Here is a 19,669-nt window from a genome sequence, read left to right as displayed (position 1 = left end):
TCTTGATTAATTATTTAATGCTATCCTGTTCTCTGCTGCCTTTTTTGGCTGTGATGCATCCGCAAGATGCAATTCTTTTTTCAACTGATCGCTCAGGTAAGGTTTTTGCCTTGCTATCCAATTTTCATATTCAGCTTCGCTAACTACGCGAACTACCTTTTGCATATTGTAGTGGCCGCCGCCGCAAATCTTGTTACAGTATAGTAAGTATTCAAATTTCTGATCGTCCAGCCTGTTACGCATATCTGTAGTAGTGATGGTCGGTGTAAATTTGAAGAAAGTTGGTAAGCCTGGTACCGCGTTCATCTGAACCCGGAAATGTGGCATGTACAAACTGTGGATCACATCCTGTGCGTGAATATTGATACGAACTTCTCTGTTAACCGGCAATACCAGTGTATCAGCCTTCTGGTCGTCGAAGCTGTTTCTGTCTTTGAAGTTTACACCCAGAACGTTGTTTGGTGTATACAATTGATAGTTAACCTGACCTAACCTGCCGTCTTTACCAGGGTAACGTATTTCCCAGGCAAACTGGTGTGCAGTCACATCAATATTAATATCGCCTTTTAAGTTATCGGTGTTTGTAACAGATCTCCAGGTAAAGAAACCGAATACCACTAATATCGTCAACACGATTGCAGGAATGACGGTCCATACCTTTTCGATCGTGTTGTTGTGCGGATAATAGTAACCTTTGCGTTTATCTGAACCACGGTATTTGAAAGCAAAGCCAAACAACAATATCTGTGTTATAAAGAATACAAACATCGTAATCACGGTAGTAGTCCAGAACATAAAGTCGATCTTACCACCATGTGCCGACGCTGATTCAGGAAGGATCATATTGCCTTGAACAGCAAATGACCAGTAAACACCATATAAGCCACCCAGCAGGAATAGGATACAAATAACGCCGATGACATTATTCCAGTTCATACCTTTTTTACCCTGCATCTGAAGGCTAAGATCATATACTCTTAAGATTTTGCCTACTACTGCTACGATAACACAGGCAAGCAATACTAATAACACATAGTATCCTACGCCGAGCCACATGTCAGCTTTTGAGGTTGAATCTGCAGCTTTCGGGTCTGCACTGGTCGTACCCTGTGCCATAAGTACATTCGTGCCCAACAGCAAGAATGCAGCCACAAGCGAAAGAGCTTTTTTAGAATTTATAAGTTTTTTGAATCCCATTTTAATATTCTGTTTGGTATTCTATATCCGTTGTAAAATTAGCAATTATATATGATGGTGCAGGCTCTCTTCCAGGAAGGGGTGCTTCTTAGGAATAAGCGATTTAAACTTACTCAGCGCATTCAGTACGCAGAAGGTGAATAATCCGGCGAAACCGATGAAGATACCCGGTTCAAGCAGACTGAACTCCGTATACCAGTGTTCTTTGGGACCGATTGTACCCGGCATAATCATTTGCCAGTAGTCCAGCCAGTGACCGATGATGATGATAACGCACATCACCTTAATTACACCTTCATAACGTTTTGAGTCACGCTGCATCAACACCAGCAAAGGTGTCGCAAAGTTGATAACGATATTCAGCCAGAACCAAGGCATAAACTGTGGTTCCCATCTCCTGAAAAAGTAAGCCGATTCTTCTGGTATGTTGGCGTAATACGTTAACAGGAACTGAGCAAACCACAGATAAGTCCAGAAGATAGAGAATGCAAACATGAACAAGCCAAGGTTATGGATGTGATCTGTAGTGATCCATGACATATAACCTTGTTTCCTCAGGTAAAGGATAATCAGCGTCATGGCTGATATACCGCTTACCCATAAACCTGCCAGGTTGTACCAACCAAACATAGTAGAGAACCAGCGTGCTTCCAATGACATGATGGTATCGAAAGCAAATATCGGAACGGTAAAACCAAATAATACCAGGAACACAGCAGAGATAACAAAACTCTTGTTATAAAATTTCATTCCGCCCAGATCATCCTCGCTGTTTGAGTATTTAGACAGAAGGAAACCAAATATGCTGTAACAAACCAGCATAGCAATGATACGGGTAAGGAAATATGGTTTATTTAAATAACCTTCTTTGCCTGCAATAACATGGTCGTATATGCCACTACCTTTAACATGCAGATCAGGCGTTGCCCAACGAGCATATAAATATGGCTGAACGTGTCCGTCAACTGTATGCGTCATTGATAAACCGCTTATGATGATAATAATCAGGATCACTGCGGCAATAGGTAATACCCTGCCAAAAGCTTGTGGTACACGAAGCAAAGAGGCTGACCAACCTGCCTGTGCTGCGTACTGTATAGCACAGAACATCACACCCGCTGCACATACGCAGGTAAAATAATAACCTACCAACAGCAGATTGTCAAATGTTTGCTCAGTATGATTTGTTGCAAACCCCGCTATGATGGTCAAAACACCAATAGCAATAGCAACCAAACTCCAGGTTTTTATTTTTCCTGTAAATTGATATTGCTCGTCAAAACTGTTATGAGTCTTCATCTAAATAATAATTCTTATAAAGTTTGTAAATGGCGTACGTACATAATTACTTTCCAACGCTCTTCTGGTGCAAGTTGCGAAGCGTAAGAACCCATTGCGTTCAGACCATAAGTAATTGTATGGTATATTTTACCATCAGACAGATCTTTCATGGCGCCACCGCGTGATGATTGTCCTGATGAATAAGATGGCGGAGCAGGGAATCCGTGAGCAACTACCAGCCCGTCGCCCAATCCCTTCATACCATGGCATGGTGAACAAAAGTGTTCAAACAATACCTTACCTTCTTCAAAGCTGGCCGGGGTTTGCGGTAAAGGGTTTTTTACCTCCGTACCTGCCAATTCGTACCCATCTTTGGTATTTGGATAATCAAAAGTTACAAATCCAACAGGAATAGTTCCCTGAGGTGGTTTTTGTGCCGTCTTGCCATCCTTAAAGTTAGGATTAGGCTGATCGGGATCATACGCAATATGTTCATACATATTGGGGGCGTATTCCCATCCGGTGCTTCTTTTATCTTTGCACGATGTAATTACAACCGTAGTAGCAACAGCAGCTACCGCAATTCCCAATATTTTTATTTTATTCATAGCTAACATATTTTCTGTCGTTATGCTTAATTTCTACTGCCCCTGCTTCTTTTAAAATGTTGGTGATGTCTTCGTGAGGGATATTTCCTTTAGCGTCAATTGCAATTACAAAGCGGTCATCCGTTGCTCTGAAATCCATTACCCTTGGCGCACGGCCCGGGAAAAGGTGCGTTGCAAAGAAGAAAGTGATTGTCATACCAAATGCAGTAAACAATACGGTCCACTCGAAAGTTACCGGGATAAAATCCGGAACTGCGAAAGCCGGCTTACCACCAATATTCATCGGCCAGTCGTGCACCAGGAAGTAATAAACTAAACTGAAGATGGTAGTTCCACCCAAACATCCAAACATAAAGGCAGCATAACCTAAACGTGAGGGCTTAACACCCAGTTTAGATTCTATCCCGTGGATAGGCATAGGTGTATACACATCGTAAATAGGAACGCTGTTCTTTTGTAATTTGTCAATCCCATGCATCATTACATCAGGATCATCAAAAAGGCCTAGTATAAACTTAGTACTGCTCATTATTATGCTTTTTCATATTGTGACAGTTCAACACTGTCAAATTTGGTTAATGACTCTTTATAGAACTCAGCATGGCTCTCATCAACATGACCACCTTCTATCAATTTCTTTTTAGCCTGTTCGCTTGAGCTCTTCAGCAGTAATTTCACTTCGGCCATTGCGATGGATGGAGCTACTCTGATGAACAACAGGAACAAGGTAAAGAACACGCCGATTGAACCGATAAATATGCTCATATCAACCCATGTTGGATAAAACATAGCCCAGCTCGACGGAATAAAGTCGCGGTGAAGTGACACTACGATAATCACAAAACGTTCGAACCACATACCGATGTTTACTACAATTGATAGTACCCATGATACAGGGATATTTGTTCTTACTTTCTTGAACCACATCATTTGGGTCATCAATACGTTACAGCCGTACATCATACAACCTGCCCACCAGTAAGGGCCAACGAAACGATTTAAGAAAGTATATTGCTCGTACTCGCCACCTGAATAGTATGCGATGAAGAACTCAGTCAAATAAGCCACCCCTACTATCGAACCTGTTACAAGGATGATCTTGTTCATTGATTCGATGTGAAACATGGTGATATAATTCTCCAGGCCCAACACTTTACGCAACACCAGCAACAGTGTCTGTACCATTGCGAAACCAGAGAAAATCGCACCGGCAACGAAATATGGCGGGAATATAGTAGTGTGCCAGCCCGGTTCGAGCGAGGTAGCAAAGTCCATGGATACAATGGTGTGTACCGAAAGTACCAATGGAGTTGATATACCTGCCAGGATCAGCGATACTGTTTCAAAACGCTGCCATGTTTTTACTGAACCTGTCCAGCCGAATGAAAGTACTGAATATATTCTGCGGCGGATACCGGTTGCACGGTCACGGATTGAGGCCATATCAGGCAACAAACCTGTGTACCAGAATACTAATGATACCGAGAAATATGTTGATATCGCGAACACGTCCCAGATAAGCGGTGAGTTAAAGTTAACCCACAGTGAACCATACTGGTTCGGGAATGGCAGTGAATAAACAGCCATCCATGGGCGGCCCATGTGTGCTACAATGTATGTAGCGGCGCAGATTACCGCGAAGATCGTCATCGCTTCTGCAGAACGGTTAATAGAGTTACGCCAGTTTTGACGGAACAATAAGAGGATCGCTGAGATCAGGGTTCCGGCGTGACCGATACCTACCCACCACACGAAACCGGTGATGTCCCAAGCCCAACCTACAGTTTTATTTAAACCCCAGGAACCTATACCGTACCAAAATGTCCAGCTTACTGCAAATACCCAAAGGCAGGCAGCCAATGATGCCACAGCGAAACCTATCCACCATGCTTTTGTAGGCATATTTTCTACCGGTTTCAAAACATCATTCGTAATCTTAGCATACGTGATGTCGTTACCGGTAATTAACGGTTCCCTTATTATTGATTCATTATGAGATGCCATATTCTATATCTCTATCTTATATTATTAAGCCTCTAACTCAGTATTAGTATTTCTAACTTTTACCTGGTAACCAATACCCGGTTTTACGTTCAGTTCTTCAAGCACATAGTATGTTCTTTCGCTCTTCAGTGCTTTCGCAACTTCTGAGTTAGGATCATTTCTGTTACCGAATACTATTGCGTTGGTAGGACAGGTTTGCTGACAAGCTACTTTGATATCGCCGTCTTTTACCGGGCGTTTTTCAATCTTAGCTTTTAGCTTACCAGCCTGGATACGCTGAATACACATCGTACATTTTTCCATCACACCACGGAAACGGGTAACCACATCAGGGTTAAGTACCAGGTGCGTATGTTCGTTAATCAGGTAGTTATCAAAACGAGCGTCATTCCAGTAGTTAAACCAGTTAAAGCGGCGAACTTTGTACGGACAGTTGTTTGCGCAGTAACGGGTACCAACGCAACGGTTATAAGCCATGTGGTTCAAACCTTCAGATGAGTGAACGGTAGCTAATACAGGGCAAACTGTTTCGCAAGGTGCGTGATCGCAGTGCTGGCACAGCATAGGCTGATACACTACTGATACATTGTCCAGATCTTTCAGTTCTGAAATTTCCTGCTCTTCTGATATCTCTTTACCGTCTTCGTTAAAGCTGTAGTAACGGTCGATACGGATCCAGTGCATTTCGCGACGACGGCGCACCTCGTCACGTCCTACAACAGGGATGTTGTTTTCAGCATTACAAGCTACCACGCAGGCACCACAACCAGTACAAGCATTCAGGTCGATCGCCATAACCCAATCGTATGTAGGGCGCTCGTATTCGTCCCACAAACTTTCGTATTCTTTATGTTTTCTTTCTTCACCACTGCTTGATGAAGGGTCTTTCTGATATTGTTTGAATGTAGTATCGCGGATCACATCACGGCCTTCGAATGAATGGTGTGTTTGTGTCTGTGCAAATACGATCACATCGCCCGTTTTTGATAGAGATGCAGTTGCTGTTCCCTGAAAAGTACCATTAAGGAATGTCTGGAAAGGAAATGCGTTTTTACCAACACCGTCAGCCACCGGTCCGCCTTGTGTGCGACCATAACCGACAGCTATTGAGATAGTTCCCTGCGCTTGTCCTGGCTGTAATAATATAGGCAATGCCACAGAATAACCATGAGCTTCAACAGTTACGATATCACCCTGAGAGTAACCCAGTCTCTTCATATCGGTTGGCGACATGGCAACAAAGTTATCCCAGGTAACTTTTGATACTGGTTCAGGCATTTCCTGCAACCATGGGTTGTTGGCACGTTTACCGTCGCGAATAGCAACGTTCTGATACAGCTCCAGTTCAAACTTACCATCGCCTGCTGCAGTACGGCCGCTTTGGTTCAGAATAGTTTGCGCTACGCCGTTTAAGTCGCGGCTAAATGAATAGGTTTGGGCAGATTTAGCAGCAGCTTTTACAAAACCAGCTTGTAAAACAGCTTCCCAGCCTTTCAAGCCAGATGCTAAACCACCTTTTGCCTGTAATTCTTTATCCCAGGTATTTCTAACGAAAGTATAATAATCTTTAACCGCATTGTCAGACCACAATAATAAAGTCTGTTCAGCCTGGCGGGTATCATATACCGGGTTGATTGTCGGTTGTATTATAGTGTAATATCCTTCAACTGCATTTCCATCACCCCATGATTCAAGGTAATAATGGTTTGGAGCAATTGCAGTACAAAGTGATGCAGTCTCGTCATTGCGTTCTGAGAACGATACCGAAAGACGTACCTTTTTCAAAGCAGTTTTGAACGCATCAGCATTATAGTAATCGTATGCAGGATTTGTATTCAGGAAGAACACCGCGTCAACTTCGCCACGGGTCATTTCAGCTACAAATTCTACAAACTCGGCGTCGTTGCCTTTATATTGATTAGAATAGTTATCCAGATCGATAGTTGTACCGTAGCTACCCAACTGTGAGTTGATGGCATTTACCAGTACTTGAGTAGCCACATCATTTGATCCGCATACAACCAAAGCTTTACCTTTTGCAGCTTTCAATTCAGCGGCAGCTAATTTGATCGCTTTGGCAGCGTTGGTATTTCCTAATGCTTTGGTTCCTGGCAATGTAGTACCTGCGATTTCGTTATATAGGTTTACCAGCGCTATACCCTGCTCTGATGGTTTAATCAGGAGGCGGGTATCTGCATTTGAACCGGTGTTGCTCATACCAGATTCAAACTGGATATGGCGTGACATCTTTTTATTTTGAAGCGATTTGTTATTACGGTTCTGAACATATTGGTTCTGGAATTCAACAGGCGATATCCATGTGCCTAAGAAGTCAGCACCGAAACTTACAATCACATCAGCCTTATCAAAATTGTAGTGCGGCACTACTGCTTTGCCAAAGCTGTTCTGGTTAGCCTGGATGATCCCGGTATAAGATACCGCATCATAGGTAACATGTTTAGTATTTGGATAAGCAGCTATAAAGTCGGCAATTACAGCAAGAGTGGAAGGGCTGTGAATAGTTGATGAAACGATTCTGATCTTTTTACCGCCTGCTTTAATAGCAGTCAATTCGTTCTTTACAAAACCATCCAGTTGTTCCCAGGTAGTATCGCTACCACCACGTATAGGGTTTTTCAGTCGGTTATAGTCGTACAGATCTAATACTGAAGCTTGCGCCTGTGCACTCAAGCCGCCTTTTGACAACAGGTCGCTCGGGTTACCTTCAACCTTAATAGGACGACCTTCACGGGTTTTAACCAGGATGGCATGCCCTTCATAAGAAGAAACATAATAGTTAGGTATACCCGGAGTTATCTCTTCAGGTTTAATTAAGTAAGGAATAGATTTGTGTACCGGAACTTTCTGACAAGCAGCCAGCGTAACTGCACCAACACCAAATCCAAGCGCCTTTAAAAAGTCGCGGCGAGGGGTTTTGTTTGATAAACCACCGCTGCTCAGAACATCCTCGATCGGAATAGGCTCGGCAAATTCGTGTTTATTTTTCTCAACAAATTCCGGGTCGTTGTTTAGTTCTTCTAAACCTTTCCAGTATTTTTTATTGCTGTCCATTTAAGCTATATAAACTGTAATGTTTCTCAAATAATTTATTAATAGTGGCACTTGCCGCACTCTATACCGCCCATCATGGCTTCAGTTACTTTACCGCCTTTTCTAATCAGCTCGTGTACCTGTTCCATTTTCTCGTAGTAAGCATTGCCTTTGATGTTGATCTCAGTGCGTTTGTGGCACTGGATACACCATTTCATGGTAAGCGGTGAATATTGATAAACCTCTTTCATGGTTTCAACCGGACCGTGGCAAGTCTGGCATTTTAAGCCCTGAACTTTCACGTGTTGTGAGTGGTTGAAGTAAGCCAGATCTGGCAGGTTATGAACACGTACCCACTGGATAGGATGCATTTTAGTGCTATCATATTTTGAGGTCGCCGGATCGTAACCCAATGCATCATAAATCTTAGCGATCTCAGACGATGGCGTTTTACTAGTTGAAAGCCTGTCGATTGACTTATGGCAATTCATACAAATATTTAATGACGGGATAGTAGCATTTTTCGATTTATATGCACCAGAGTGGCAATATTGACAATCGATCTTCATCACCCCTGCGTGCAAATCGTGAGGGAATTTAATAGGCTGAACCGGCTGATATCCTGTGTGAACGTTGGTGTTCCACAAAGAAACCCAAGTCCAGCTTGCAAAGAAGATGGTCACACAAATGCAAACAAAGAATACAAATTTCTTATTCTTAACAAGCGCCTTCGCCAATAAAATACCTTTTGAAGGACCTTCTTCTGTTACAGCAACTTCTTCAGGAGCAAGTGCAGGTCTGCTGGCTACCAAACGCTCTAATGTGCTGATTACCTTGTTTAATACCAGGATCACAATAAAAGCGATGATGATCACACCGATCAGGCCAAAAACAACCAAATTACTTGGGCCTGTTTCTTGCACGGCAGTAGCAGCGGTTGCAGGAGCAGCCTCTTTCTGTTTTTTGTACTCAGTGCGCACATAAGTGATAATATTGGCAACATCACCATCAGACAGGTCTGCAAAAACAGTCATGGCTGCCTGGTTAAAATCATTGTAGATCTTAAGCGCTTTAGGATCTTTAGCAGCGATCAACGCCTGATTATTCTGGATCCATTTGGTGAGCCATTTGTCATCTGTTTCAGTTTCCAGCTGTGGACCGAGAGCCGGGCCAGTCATGCGCTGATCTAATTTATGACAAGCAGTACATTTTGCTTTGAAAATGGCCTCGCCTTTAGAAGCGTCCCCCTGGGCATATGCTGTGAGTCCACAAATAGCAAGACCTGCCATTAAGATAACCGATCTTGAAAATTGTTTTAAAATCAATGAGATACTTCTCATAAAGCGTATTTGTGCTAAGTAGTTTTGTAGTTAATATATGAAAATAGACAAATCAAGTATGTTTTAACCCGCTTTTTCAGGCACAAAAGTAAAATTTATTACAGTATGGCTGACAAATTAATGACAGTAATATCTAATTTATAATCGTTCTAAATAAACAGAAAAAATAGCTTACAGGTTGAATTTTGGCTGTTTTTGTTTATGTGAAATCAATTGGGTTTGTTAATACAATATTACTTTTTTTTTATAATAAAACTATTGTTTTAATATCCAGGCAAAAATAAGCGGCGCAACAATCGTCGCATCTGACTCGACTATAAACTTAGGTGTGCTGATATCCAGCTTACCCCAGGTGATCTTCTCATTAGGCACTGCGCCCGAGTATGAACCGTAGGAGGTGGTAGAGTCAGATATCTGGCAGAAATAGCTCCAAAACGGGATATTTTGCATTTCCAAATCCTGGTAAAGCATTGGCACAACACATATCGGGAAATCGCCTGCAATACCACCTCCTATCTGGAAAAAGCCTATTCCTTTACCTTCTGAGTTCTTTACATACCAGTCGGCAAGCCACGCCATATATTCGATACCGCTCTTCATGGTAGTCGGTTTTATCTGGCCTTTGATCACATAGGAAGCAAAGATGTTGCCCATGGTTGAGTCTTCCCATCCAGGTACAACAATCGGCAGATTCTTTTCGGCAGCAGCCAGCATCCATGAGTTTTTCGGGTCGATCTCATAGTACTGCTCCAATTCACCGCTCAATAAAATCTTGTACATAAATTCGTGCGGAAAATAACGTTCACCTTTATCATCAGCATCTTTCCATATTTTATGGATGTGTTTTTGCAAACGCCTGAAAGCTTCTTCCTCGGGAATACAAGTATCGGTTACACGGTTGTAGTGGTTTTCCAGCAGGTCCCATTCGTCTTGTGGGCTCAGATCCCGATAATTTGGTACGCGTTTGTAGTGTGAATGAGCCACCAGGTTCATGATATCTTCTTCCAGGTTAGCACCGGTGCACGAAATGATCGCAATTTTATCCTGGCGTATCATTTCGGCAAGAGAAATGCCTAACTCGGCAGTACTCATTGCCCCGGCCAGTGTTACCATCATTTTGCCGCCTTCAGCTAAGTGGGTTTCGTATCCTTTGGCCGCATCCATTAAGGCTGCAGCGTTAAAGTGCAGATAATTTTTTTCAATAAACTGAGAGATTGGTCCTCGTATGTTACTCATTGTTCAGCTTTGCTAATGTGTGGGCGCAAAATTAGATATTTTGTTTAATCTGACTGTTAAATTTCAAAATTACCTTCCAGCGTAAACAACTATGCCGAATTTGAGTTTTATCTTCGCGCCGTTGCAGCCTATGAAAAAACTATTTACTGTATTTATTCTTTCCCTTGGCGTTCTCCAAGCAAATGCTCAAATCAAATGGCTGCCCAGGTTTATCAATAAAATGTATTTTGATAAGGACAGTACCCGGCATAGCAGCTTTGTTGTGTTGCCTGTGCTAAGCTCCGCTCCAGAAACCGGATTGGAAATAGGCGGGGCGGGTTTGTATTCTTTTTATTCAGACACGCTAAAGAAAAGCATTACCAAAGTCTCCAACGTTTACGGTTATGCATCGGTAACGACCAAGGGTCAAAGCCGCTTTAGTTTAAGCACTACTTACTTTTCCCCTCAAAACCAATGGCACGTGTATTCAGCTGTCAGCTATATCCATTTTCCATTCAACTTTTATGGTATTGGTAACAGCACGCGAAAAGCGGATGGCGAGTTGGTGGATGAAAAGCGTTTTAGATTTAATATAGACGCCGAAAAGCTAGTGACGAAAAATTTATATGTAGGCGCAGTTGCCGGAGGCTTTAATTATAAATATACCAATGCCGATCCAACAAGCTCATTGTTTGAAACAGATCCGCAGGTCCAGGACCGGTCAGGTGGTGCAAACGTTTTTTTCGGTCCAAGTTTGATCTTCGATACACGCGACAATAATACCTATACTAGTAAAGGTGCCATCATTACCGCTTACTATAACCTGATGCACGGCATTCTGAGCAACAACAATTACATAAGTGGATTTTTAAATATCGAATATTCTCAATTCTTTAAGTTGAGCAAAAAACTGATCTTGGGAGTGGATATTCAGGAACAAAGCCTTACCGGCGGACGATCACCATTTTATCTTCTTCCAACATTAGGCAGCGACGAAATGATGCGTGGCTACTACAACGGCAGGTACCGGGACCGCAATTTTATTGCAGGGCAAACCGAATTACGCTACCGCATCACCGAGCGCATCGGCATTGTAGGATTTTTAGGAGCCGGCGAGGTTGCGCATGGCGATTTCTCTATTAATACGTTAAAACCAAATTACGGAGGGGGTCTCCGTTATTTCTTCGACACCGAAAAAGGCCTCAGCATACGAGCTGATTATGGCATAGGCGAAAAAGTACAAGGCGAAGCACGGCAGAGTGGGTTTTATATTGGATTGGGGCAAGCGTTCTGATGTGCAAATGTGCAGATGAATAAATGTGCAGAGAACTTTGATTGACTGCATTTCGATTAACCTTTATTTTAACATTTGCACATCTGCACATCTGCACATTTAAAACTTAATTAGAAAATCTTCCTTCACCTGCCCTTTTTTAAAATATACCAACCCAATCCAGAAAAGATCGGTAGTTACCGTCACCTGCGGGTGCGCCTTTATTTGTGCCCAGGCTTCTTTCATGCCTTCGCTCCAATAAATGTCATCAAATATCAATAGCGTATTTTCATGCACCTTGGGCAGGCACCATCCGAAGTATTTTAGCGTAGCATCTTTTTGGTGATTGCCGTCTACAAAAACAAAATCCAGTTGATCAAGGCTATCGATCACACCTTTTAGCGTGTCATCAAAATTGCCAACCACCTGTTGGATGCCTTGAATATTCGATTTTTCAAAAACCTCCTTGGCAACACTCGCTGTTTGAGGGCAGCCCTCCAGCGTATAAAGTTCGGCTGCAGGCGCAGCGCTTTTCAGATATAAAGAAGTAGTGCCAAGGCAAGTCCCCAGTTCTATTATATTGTGAGGCTGTTGGTCTTTTACCAGGCGGTAAAGCAATTGTGCAAGCTTTGGTGGTTTTAAAGCATTTTTAGCTATCTCACTGATTTTTTTTTGCTTGTTATTGTTTAGCAACGATCCTGCCCCCAGGTCGGTGACAGTTATCACCCTATTGTCAGAAAGCAGTTGCGCCCGGATGCTTTCAATATCATTATAAATATCTTTGCGTTTATAGTCGTAAATAACCTCATCTACAAGCCTGTAAACAAAAGGCGAATGCGTTCCGTGCCTGTTCTTACCCCTCAAACGATGCAGCAGGTAATCCTTCGCGAACCTAAAATTTAACATGGCCGTAAAAATAGAGAAAGGTTTAGTATTTTAGCTTACATAGAAATATGGTAGACCCAAAAGAGATTAATTCCCTAATAAAACTGCTTGACGATCCCGACCGGGAAATATATGAGCATATCCATGAGAAAATTCTTTCCTACGGAGGTGAGGTGATTGAATACCTTGAGTCGGCGTGGGAACAGGCATTCGACGCCATACAGCAGGAGCGCATTGCCAACTTGGTGCACGAGATCCAATTCAGGATAGTAAAAGACGAACTGAAATTATGGTATCATGGCGGAGCTTTTGACTTACTGCAAGGTGCTCTGATCATCAACAAATATCAATACCCTGACCTGGATGAGCAAAAAGTGATCAACCAGATTGAAGCTATTAAGCGCGATATCTGGCTGCAGATGATCTATGACAGCAGTCCGGCGGAGCAGGTGAAGCTTATTAATCACGTTTTTTACAACATACATGGCTTCAGCGGCAACACCGCCAATCACCAGGACCCTCAGAACAGTTACCTGAGCCAGGTAATAGAGACAAAAAAGGGCAACCAGATATCACTCGCTATTATTTATTCCATCATTGCACAAAAGCTGGATATACCAGTTTATGGTGTCAATCTGCCACAACACTTTATCCTCGCCTATGTAGATGAAACGATGGAAACCGAATTTGAAGGCGGTGTTTTGTTCTATATCAATGCTTTTAACAAAGGGTTCATTTTCGGTCGCCGTGATGTGGATATGTTCCTGAAACAACTGAACCTGAAATCTGAAAAGCAATTCTATGAGCCGTGCTCCAATGCAGATATCGTACGCCGCATATTGCGTAACCTCATCAGCGCTTATGAGAATTTAGGATCAGCTGAGAAAGTTGCGGAGTTAAATGAGTTGTTGGAGATAATTAATCAGTGATCGGTTAATCAGTTAACCATTCCAATCATATTTGAGTCGGTATACTCTGAGTAAAAACGTATAATTAAAATCCATTCTCTGTCAGCCAGTTTGCTGCCCAATCGAACCATTTATCCTTAGTTTTAGGATTATTCAAACCAAAACCATGGCCACCTGCCTGCATAATATGGAGCTCTCCTTTTACCTTGTGCTGAAGCATCGCGTTATAAAATAAAATAGAGTTTTGTACGGGCACCGCGTCATCATCTGCGGCATGGACAAGGAATGTAGGTGGCGTATTATCGGTCACCTGCTTTTCATTCGAATAAAGCTCCAGTAGTTCAGGTGTCGGATTTTTTCCGATCAGGTTCTCACGCGAAAAAGCATGTGCAACTGGTCCGAAACTTACCACAGGGTAAATCAGCATGGCAAAATCCGGCCTTAGGTTAATATTGTCCTTGTTATCGATAACGACTTGATCAAAGTGCGTATCAAGCGTAGAAGCCAGATGGCCCCCTGCTGAAAAGCCAATAATGCCAACTTTATTTGGATTGACACCCCATTCTGATGCTCTTTGCCTTACGATCTGGATGGAACGCTCTGCGTCCTGCAATGGGCCAATGGTTTTATCAACCATGATCTTATCCTGCGGCAATCGGTATTTTACTACGAAAGCCGTAACGCCTATCTTGTTAAATTCCTGGGCAATCGCTCTTCCTTCATGTGCAGTAGCCAGGTTAAAATAACTGCCCCCCGGGAATATAATAATTGCAGTACCGTTGGCTTTTTCAGGAATGTATGGGGTGATGGTAGGATCTGTTACCAGACTTACTATATCGCCTTCTTTCTTCTCAACATAATCAGCAGGGGCTTTTTTTGAATTAGGCACACCATGCGGATAAAGCGGAATAGGTTGTTGCTGGGCAAATACAGAAGATGAAAATAAGGCCATTGATAGAAGTGGTAGCAGATTTTTTAACATATCCGGTTACAATTGATAAGCTTTTTTGCCAAATATAACCGATTACTTCGAACCTCCAAATTCCATCAGGTAGGCTTTCAGAAAATCGTTCAGGTCGCCATCTAACACCGCTTGCGCGTTGGATGTTTCGTGATCTGTGCGTAGATCTTTCACCAATTTGTATGGATGCAGTACATAATTCCTGATCTGTGAGCCCCATTCTATTTTCTTTTTGTTGCCCTCTATCGCATTACTGGTCTCCTGGCGTTTGCGCATCTCGATTTCATACAATTGCGATTTAAGTAATCGCATAGCATTATCCTTGTTCTGCAATTGCGAGCGCGACTCCTGGTTTTTGATAATGATCCCTGATGGCTTGTGATACAAACGCACGGCGGTTTCCACCTTGTTCACATTTTGCCCACCAGCACCCCCTGAACGGAAAGTTTCAAACTCTATATCAGCAGGGTTTATTTCGATCTCGATCGTATCATCCACTAATGGATAAACATACACTGACGCAAACGAGGTATGGCGCTTGGCATTAGCATCAAACGGCGATATACGCACCAGGCGGTGCACACCGTTCTCCCCTTTCAAATATCCATAAGCAAAATCGCCTTCAAACTGCAGGGTAACAGTCTTCACCCCTGCCACATCACCTTCCTGGAAATCCTGCTCGGTAACTTTATAGCCGTTCTTCTCGCCCCACATAATGTACATACGCATCAGCATTCCCGCCCAGTCGCAGCTTTCGGTACCGCCTGCACCCGCTGTGATCTGTAATACTGCGTTCAGCTGATCTTCCTCTGCCGACAGCATGTTTTTGAATTCCAGTTCTTCTACTGCTTTAGTCGCTGCATCAAACTGTTCCTGCATTTCAGCTTCCGAAGCATCCCCAGCCTGGTAAAATTCAAACAATACCCCTGTATCTTCAACGGTCGATAACACCTGCTGAAAAGCATCTGTCCAAATTTTTTTGGTTTTGATAGAAGCCAGAACCTTTTCGGCTTCCTTAGGGCTGTCCCAGAAATTGGGACCAACGGTTATTTCCTGTTCTTTTTGTAGTGCATCGAGTTTATTATCGATGTCAAAGATGCCTCCTCAGGGAAGTTACTCTATCCCTTAAATCCTGGATCTGTTCTTTAGTCATGCGGCAAATATATAATTTCTAATGCGCAAATGTGAGATTGATGTGCAGATGCGTGAATGTGCAGATGCGTGAATGTGCAGATGATTTGAGATTGAAAAACCAACCTTACAACTTTTCAACCTTATAACATTCCAAGCCGGGCAAGCTCAGCGGTTCGGCCCTAAAAACGTCAAAGGGGTTGTAAATTACTTACAGCCCCTCTGAACGTGCTTTTATAGGTAGTGTATTTTTAACCGACGAGCATCAACCGGTTTACTATGGTACTCAAGTCGGCGCGGTTGCCGTTAATTTTTGAAAGGAATGTACTTATAGTAAATTCCTTATTTTTTTCGCCTTTTGTCTGTTCGATCAGTTCAAGCATCACCGGCGGAATTAACGATTTAGAAATATTTAAGGCAGAAGCAGGGTTGATATTGTAATATCTGTTCAGCTTATTAGCGAACTTATTAATTACACTGGTTGTTAGGGGACTCTTGTATATTTCTGGGTATTGGAAAAATTTTACAAGGTCTTTCAACTTACCCGATTCCATCTGTCCCTTAAAAACCTCAATAATAGAACTTGAAGCGTCGTTGATCACGGCTTCGCGGTCTTTTTCCTGTACTTCCGGATTGTCAATAACAGCCGTCCCGGCGTTATTTTTTACAATTAAATAGAGTCTCTCAAACATAAAAAATGCCCTCAATTTGTAGATTAACATTTTGATGACAAATACCTTAAATATTTATCAGCAAGACAAAGGTATTAATTAATTATTTCAAAATTCAAAAGAATTGTCAAATTATTTTAAGATTTTGGCAATTCTTAGGTGTATAACAAACACTATGTGGGGTGTGTGAGTTTAACACCCAAAAGCGGTGTGTTTTGGACACTGAACCCGGGTGTAAATTCGACACAAAAACGGATTTCAATGTCACGGAAAAAACACTAAAATTTATTTGTCATTCACCTGAATTATTAATTCTATTTTTGCTTAAAAACCATTCAATTATGCTGCCAAATATTGATTTTACGACGACACAGGCTTATAAATATTTAGCCGACCACTACATTGATATTACCTCAAAGAATTTAAAAGATCTTTTTAAAGCCGATAATCAACGATTTGAAAAGTTTTCATTAAAATTTAACGATATCCTGCTCGACTATTCCAAAAACCGGATTGACGACGAGACCGTTGCCTTATTGATACAACTGGCAAAGGAATGTAGGGTAAAAGATGCAGCCGAAGCCATGTTTTCAGGCGAAAGGATCAACGCCACTGAAAACCGACCAGTGTTGCATATCGCTCTGAGAAACAGGAGCAATAGCCCGATATATGTTGATGGACAAGACGTGATGCAGGACGTGAATCGCGTACTTGACCAGATGAAAAATTTCAGCGAGGCTATTATCTCCGGTTCCTGGAAAGGGTACACCGGCAAAGCCATTACCGATGTAGTGAATATCGGTATCGGCGGCTCAGACCTTGGCCCGGTGATGGTGACCGAGGCGCTAAAGCCATATAAAAACCACCTGAAGATGCATTTCGTATCCAATGTGGATGCAACGCATATAGTGGAAGCACTAAAACCGCTAAATCCGGAGACTACTTTGTTCCTGATTGCGTCAAAAACATTTACCACTCAGGAAACAATGGCCAATGCACACAGTGCGCGCGACTGGTTTATTGCTGGTGGAGGAAAAGATGGCGACGTGGCAAAGCACTTCGCAGCTCTATCAACCAACGCCCAGGCCGTTGAAAAATTTGGCATCGACACTAAAAATATGTTCGAGTTTTGGGATTGGGTTGGCGGCCGCTATTCATTTTGGAGTGCAATCGGTTTATCCATTTCACTGAGCATCGGTTTTGAAAACTTTACCGAGCTGCTTACAGGCGCGCACCAAATGGACCAGCATTTTAAAAATACCGAACTGGAACAAAACCTACCTGTAATATTAGCCTTAGTAGGTATCTGGTACAACAACTTCTTTGAATCTGAAACCAACGCCATCCTTCCGTATGACCAATACATGCACCGCTTTGCGGCTTACTTTCAGCAGGGAGACATGGAAAGTAATGGTAAGCATGTTGATCGCAATGGCAGTACTGTAGATTATTCTACCGGCCCGATCATCTGGGGCGAGCCAGGCACCAACGGACAGCATGCCTTTTATCAGCTGATACACCAGGGCACTAAGCTGATCCCTTGCGATTTCATTGCTCCGGCTCAATCACATAACCCGTTGGGGGAGCATCACCAGATGTTGTTGTCCAACTTCTTCGCTCAAACTGAAGCATTGATGAACGGAAAGACGCGCGAGGAAGTAGTAGCCGAATTAAAAGCCGCAGGCAAGTCAGATGCTGAAATAGAAAAACTGGCTCCTTTTAAAGAGTTTGACGGTAACCGTCCAACCAACTCTATTTTAGTGAAGAAGATCACACCCCGGACATTAGGCTCGTTGATTGCGATGTATGAGCATAAGATATTTGTTCAGGGTATTATCTGGAATATCTACAGCTTTGATCAGTGGGGCGTTGAACTTGGCAAGCAATTAGCCGGAAAGATTCTTCCTGAGTTAAGAACTGACGATGAGATCAGCAGTCATGATTCATCAACCAATGGATTAATCAATCAGTATAAAGAATGGCGATAGTCAAATCTTGTCATTTTGAGCGATAGCGTGGCAATCGCGAACTATGCATCCCCGCCCTGCATAGTGTGCGATTGCTTCGTTCCTCGCAATGATATTTTTCCTACTTCTTCACAAACTTCACCTGATATAATTTATCCCAATATTTACCGGTAAGGAATATACGGCCGGTCGCTTTGTCATAGGCGATACCATTTAACACATCCCCGTTAAGGTTCTTTTTAGCAGAAAGACTAGTCAGATCTATCCTTCCGGTAACTGCGCCGGTCTTAGGGTCGATGATCACAATGATGTCCTTTTCCCAGATGTTCGCGTATAATTTGCCATCAATATATTCCAATTCATTTAACGAGTCTATACGCCCATGATCGTCGTACACATCAATAAATCCAGTCTGGCGGTAAGTATCTTTATCCAAGAACCAGATACGATTAGTGCTGTCATCGGTATAGAGCTTCTTCCCGTCAAAACATAAGCCCCAACCTTCTACACCAACATGATAAGGCATAGTATTCAGTAGCTTAAATGTGTTTTTGTCGAAAACAAAAAGGAACCGGGGGTCCTGATAAGTGAGCATGATAATTTTATCGCCTATGATGGCGCTGCCTTCTCCAAAATACTGGGTATCAAGTTTGGCTTGCATCACAGCTTTACCTGTTTCAAGATTGATCTTCATTAACTTTGAATGCTTTGGCTGACCGGTGCTTTCGTATAAATACCCGTCATGGTATAACAACCCTTCCGTAAAAGAGCCTGTATCATGCGGGTATACTTTTTCAATCTTAAAAGTATATTCTTCAGGAGCTTTCGGAGCCAATAGGACAATGTTTGTAGATATTTCCTGGCTCTTACCTCCTTGATATAATTTGGCAGTGATCGATCTCGGCCCTAGAGAGATGGAATCTGTTTTAAGACTAACAGCCGAAGAATCCATTTTAGAGGCAAAACGTGTGGAGTCGACCAGGTAAACAATGGAGTCCGGTTTGGTATCGTTGGCGTAGCTCAATTTTACTGAAACCTGTTGCCCTTGTTTGTAACTGGTGCCGGCTTCAGGGGTGATGGACAAACTGGCCTCCTGAGCCTTTTTATTACAGCCGGCGCAACCAAAAGCCAGCATAGCGACTGCTGTTAAAAGCAGGATAGTATTATTTCTCATAGT

At 42.6% G+C, this 19,669-nt stretch carries 16 protein-coding genes; 3 read left to right on the top strand and 13 right to left on the bottom strand.

Annotation, left to right across the window (positions count from 1 at the left end; translation table 11 throughout):
• Positions 1–6: 6 nt before the first annotated feature.
• The 8 genes from Q3A68_RS11895 to Q3A68_RS11860 form a co-directional block, all read right to left on the bottom strand.
• Complete coding sequence (locus Q3A68_RS11895) at positions 7–1,197, bottom strand: cytochrome c oxidase subunit II (protein WP_302901309.1); 1,191 nt, start codon at positions 1,195–1,197, stop codon at positions 7–9.
• Between the two features lie 45 nt (positions 1,198–1,242).
• On the bottom strand, positions 1,243–2,496 hold the full coding sequence (locus Q3A68_RS11890) for a quinol:cytochrome C oxidoreductase (RefSeq protein ID WP_302901308.1): 1,254 nt from the start codon (positions 2,494–2,496) through the stop codon (positions 1,243–1,245).
• Between the two features lie 14 nt (positions 2,497–2,510).
• The gene (locus Q3A68_RS11885) at positions 2,511–3,086 is read right to left on the bottom strand and encodes a c-type cytochrome (RefSeq protein WP_368045671.1); all 576 of its coding nucleotides are present in this window, start codon (positions 3,084–3,086) and stop codon (positions 2,511–2,513) included.
• The gene (locus tag Q3A68_RS11880; RefSeq protein WP_302901306.1) at positions 3,079–3,615 is read right to left on the bottom strand and encodes a DUF3341 domain-containing protein; all 537 of its coding nucleotides are present in this window, start codon (positions 3,613–3,615) and stop codon (positions 3,079–3,081) included. Before Q3A68_RS11880 ends, Q3A68_RS11885 begins: the two co-directional genes overlap by 8 nt.
• Before the next feature lie 2 nt (positions 3,616–3,617).
• Positions 3,618–5,090, bottom strand: a complete 1,473-nt coding sequence (nrfD, locus tag Q3A68_RS11875) for an NrfD/PsrC family molybdoenzyme membrane anchor subunit (protein ID WP_302901305.1) — start codon at positions 5,088–5,090, stop codon at positions 3,618–3,620.
• Positions 5,091–5,114: 24 nt separating this feature from the next.
• Positions 5,115–8,162 (bottom strand): TAT-variant-translocated molybdopterin oxidoreductase, encoded by a 3,048-nt coding sequence (locus tag Q3A68_RS11870; RefSeq protein ID WP_302901304.1) that lies wholly within the window; start codon positions 8,160–8,162, stop codon positions 5,115–5,117.
• 38 nt (positions 8,163–8,200) lie between these two features.
• Positions 8,201–9,481 carry a c-type cytochrome gene (locus Q3A68_RS11865; protein ID WP_302901303.1) on the bottom strand — a complete coding sequence of 427 codons (1,281 nt, stop codon included), beginning with the start codon at positions 9,479–9,481 and terminating at the stop codon, positions 8,201–8,203.
• 255 nt (positions 9,482–9,736) lie between these two features.
• On the bottom strand, positions 9,737–10,717 hold the full coding sequence (locus tag Q3A68_RS11860) for a deoxyhypusine synthase family protein (RefSeq protein WP_302901302.1): 981 nt from the start codon (positions 10,715–10,717) through the stop codon (positions 9,737–9,739).
• A gap of 130 nt (positions 10,718–10,847) precedes the next feature.
• Here Q3A68_RS11860 and Q3A68_RS11855 point away from each other — a divergent pair, with 130 nt between their 5' ends.
• Complete coding sequence (locus Q3A68_RS11855; protein ID WP_302901301.1) at positions 10,848–11,990, top strand: BamA/TamA family outer membrane protein; 1,143 nt, start codon at positions 10,848–10,850, stop codon at positions 11,988–11,990.
• Positions 11,991–12,089: 99 nt separating this feature from the next.
• Here the strand turns inward: Q3A68_RS11855 and Q3A68_RS11850 are convergent, their stop codons facing one another.
• The gene (locus Q3A68_RS11850) at positions 12,090–12,875 is read right to left on the bottom strand and encodes an O-methyltransferase (protein WP_302901300.1); all 786 of its coding nucleotides are present in this window, start codon (positions 12,873–12,875) and stop codon (positions 12,090–12,092) included.
• Between the two features lie 47 nt (positions 12,876–12,922).
• Between Q3A68_RS11850 and Q3A68_RS11845 the strand changes: the two genes are divergently transcribed.
• Complete coding sequence (locus tag Q3A68_RS11845) at positions 12,923–13,783, top strand: transglutaminase-like domain-containing protein (RefSeq protein ID WP_302901299.1); 861 nt, start codon at positions 12,923–12,925, stop codon at positions 13,781–13,783.
• 64 nt (positions 13,784–13,847) lie between these two features.
• Here Q3A68_RS11845 and Q3A68_RS11840 read toward each other — a convergent pair whose 3' ends face one another.
• The 3 genes from Q3A68_RS11840 to Q3A68_RS11830 all read right to left on the bottom strand — a co-directional run bounded on the left by Q3A68_RS11840 (position 13,848) and on the right by Q3A68_RS11830 (position 16,546).
• A complete protein-coding gene (locus Q3A68_RS11840; RefSeq protein WP_302901298.1) occupies positions 13,848–14,714 on the bottom strand; it encodes an alpha/beta hydrolase in 867 nt (288 codons plus the stop codon).
• Positions 14,715–14,786: 72 nt separating this feature from the next.
• A protein-coding gene (gene prfB / locus Q3A68_RS11835; protein WP_302901297.1) for a peptide chain release factor 2 occupies positions 14,787–15,876 on the bottom strand; the annotation gives its coding sequence in 2 pieces (ribosomal slippage) (positions 14,787–15,815 and positions 15,817–15,876; 1,089 coding nt in all).
• Between the two features lie 229 nt (positions 15,877–16,105).
• Positions 16,106–16,546, bottom strand: coding sequence for a hypothetical protein (locus tag Q3A68_RS11830; protein WP_302901296.1), 441 nt, complete (start codon positions 16,544–16,546; stop codon positions 16,106–16,108).
• Positions 16,547–16,866: 320 nt separating this feature from the next.
• Between Q3A68_RS11830 and pgi the strand changes: the two genes are divergently transcribed.
• Positions 16,867–18,513, top strand: coding sequence for a glucose-6-phosphate isomerase (pgi, locus tag Q3A68_RS11825; RefSeq protein WP_302901295.1), 1,647 nt, complete (start codon positions 16,867–16,869; stop codon positions 18,511–18,513).
• Positions 18,514–18,613: 100 nt separating this feature from the next.
• On the opposite strand, the gene Q3A68_RS11820 is transcribed toward pgi, so the two are convergent.
• Positions 18,614–19,666 carry a glutaminyl-peptide cyclotransferase gene (locus tag Q3A68_RS11820; RefSeq protein ID WP_302901294.1) on the bottom strand — a complete coding sequence of 351 codons (1,053 nt, stop codon included), beginning with the start codon at positions 19,664–19,666 and terminating at the stop codon, positions 18,614–18,616.
• Positions 19,667–19,669: the final 3 nt, after the last annotated feature.

Source organism: Mucilaginibacter tolerans, from assembly GCF_030519375.1.
Classification (GTDB): Bacteria; Bacteroidota; Bacteroidia; order Sphingobacteriales; family Sphingobacteriaceae; genus Mucilaginibacter.
Note: the sequence above shows the minus strand (reverse complement) of the source record. Positions and strands in the feature narration are given on the sequence as shown.

Bases quoted from the DNA above. Each gene is read 5' to 3' on its own strand.
- Q3A68_RS11830 (WP_302901296.1), bottom strand. From the start codon at position 16,546: ATGTTTGAGAGACTCTATTTAATTGTAAAAAATAACGCCGGGACGGCT.
- Q3A68_RS11865 (WP_302901303.1), bottom strand. From the start codon at position 9,481: ATGAGAAGTATCTCATTGATTTTAAAACAATTTTCAAGATCGGTTATC.
- nrfD (WP_302901305.1), bottom strand. From the start codon at position 5,090: ATGGCATCTCATAATGAATCAATAATAAGGGAACCGTTAATTACCGGT.
- Q3A68_RS11895 (WP_302901309.1), bottom strand. From the start codon at position 1,197: ATGGGATTCAAAAAACTTATAAATTCTAAAAAAGCTCTTTCGCTTGTG.
- Q3A68_RS11890 (WP_302901308.1), bottom strand. From the start codon at position 2,496: ATGAAGACTCATAACAGTTTTGACGAGCAATATCAATTTACAGGAAAA.
- Q3A68_RS11845 (WP_302901299.1), top strand. From the start codon at position 12,923: ATGGTAGACCCAAAAGAGATTAATTCCCTAATAAAACTGCTTGACGAT.
- Q3A68_RS11840 (WP_302901298.1), bottom strand. From the start codon at position 14,714: ATGGCCTTATTTTCATCTTCTGTATTTGCCCAGCAACAACCTATTCCG.
- Q3A68_RS11885 (WP_368045671.1), bottom strand. From the start codon at position 3,086: ATGAATAAAATAAAAATATTGGGAATTGCGGTAGCTGCTGTTGCTACT.
- pgi (WP_302901295.1), top strand. From the start codon at position 16,867: ATGCTGCCAAATATTGATTTTACGACGACACAGGCTTATAAATATTTA.
- Q3A68_RS11850 (WP_302901300.1), bottom strand. From the start codon at position 12,875: ATGTTAAATTTTAGGTTCGCGAAGGATTACCTGCTGCATCGTTTGAGG.
- Q3A68_RS11860 (WP_302901302.1), bottom strand. From the start codon at position 10,717: ATGAGTAACATACGAGGACCAATCTCTCAGTTTATTGAAAAAAATTAT.
- Q3A68_RS11870 (WP_302901304.1), bottom strand. From the start codon at position 8,162: ATGGACAGCAATAAAAAATACTGGAAAGGTTTAGAAGAACTAAACAAC.
- Q3A68_RS11820 (WP_302901294.1), bottom strand. From the start codon at position 19,666: ATGAGAAATAATACTATCCTGCTTTTAACAGCAGTCGCTATGCTGGCT.
- Q3A68_RS11855 (WP_302901301.1), top strand. From the start codon at position 10,848: ATGAAAAAACTATTTACTGTATTTATTCTTTCCCTTGGCGTTCTCCAA.
- Q3A68_RS11880 (WP_302901306.1), bottom strand. From the start codon at position 3,615: ATGAGCAGTACTAAGTTTATACTAGGCCTTTTTGATGATCCTGATGTA.